This is a genomic window from Streptomyces sp. NPDC050619 (genome assembly GCF_040654815.1).
Lineage (GTDB): Bacteria > Actinomycetota > Actinomycetes > Streptomycetales > Streptomycetaceae > Streptomyces.
This window is the reverse complement of sequence record NZ_JBFAIR010000189.1, coordinates 1-1,058: the sequence shown is the minus strand read 5'-3', so window position 1 is coordinate 1,058 and position 1,058 is coordinate 1. Positions and strand designations below refer to the sequence as shown.

Here is a 1,058-nt window from a genome sequence, read left to right as displayed (position 1 = left end):
CGTTGAACAGCGCCTACCACTCCCCCGACGCCGGTGGGGACCTGTGGGTGATGGGGCTCGTGGTCACCGGCGTGTCCACGACCCTGGGCGCGGTCAACTTCATCACCACGATCCTGTGTCTGCGCGCACCCGGCATGACGATGTTCCGGATGCCGATCTTCACCTGGAACGTGCTGTTCACGTCCATCCTGGTGCTGCCCGCGTTCCCGGTGCTCACGGCCACCCTGTTGTGCCTGGAGGCGGACCGGAAGTTCGGTTCGCACGTGTTCGACGCCACGAACGGCGGTGCGCTGCTGTGGCAGCATCTCTTCTGGTTCTTCGGGCATCCCGAGGTCTACATCGTGGCGTTGCCGTTCTTCGGGATCGTCTCGGAGATCATCCCGGTCTTCGCTCGCAAGCCGCTGTTCGGGTATCTGCCGATGATCGGGGCGACGATCGCGATCACCATGCTCTCCGCGGTCGTGTGGGCGCACCACATGTTCGCGACCGGTTCGGTGCTGCTGCCGTTCTTCTCCCTGATGTCGTTCCTGATCGCGGTGCCCACGGGGATCAAGTTCTTCGCGTGGATCGGGACGATGCTGGGTGGGTCGCTGTCGTTCGAGACGCCGATGCTGTGGTCGCTCGGGTTCCTCGTGTCGTTCCTGCTCGGTGGTCTGAGCGGGGTTCTCATCGCTTCGCCGCCGCTCGACTTCCACGTCACCGACAGCTATTTCATCGTGGCGCACCTGCACTATGTGCTGTTCGGCACGGTGGTGTTCGCCATGTTCGCGGGGTTCTACTTCTGGTGGCCCAAGTTCACCGGGAAGATGCTCGACGAGCGGCTGGGCAAGGTGCACTTCTGGCTGCTCTTCCCGGCCTTCCAGCTGACCTTCCTGGTACAGCACTGGCTCGGCGAGATGGGGATGCCCCGCCGGTACGCCGACTATCTGCCGACGGACGGCTTCACGCTGCTCAACACCCTGTCGTCGGTGGGGGCGTTCCTGCTCGGTGTCTCCACCCTGCCGTTCCTCTACAACGTCTGGCACACGTCGCGGCACGGACGCCGGGTCGACGAGGAC

1 protein-coding gene is annotated in these 1,058 nt (G+C 64.3%); it reads left to right on the top strand.

Going from position 1 to position 1,058, the window contains the following annotated elements:
* A partial coding sequence (locus tag AB0I77_RS53935; RefSeq protein WP_363290392.1) for a cbb3-type cytochrome c oxidase subunit I occupies nt 1-1,058 on the top strand: 1,058 nt, incomplete at both ends.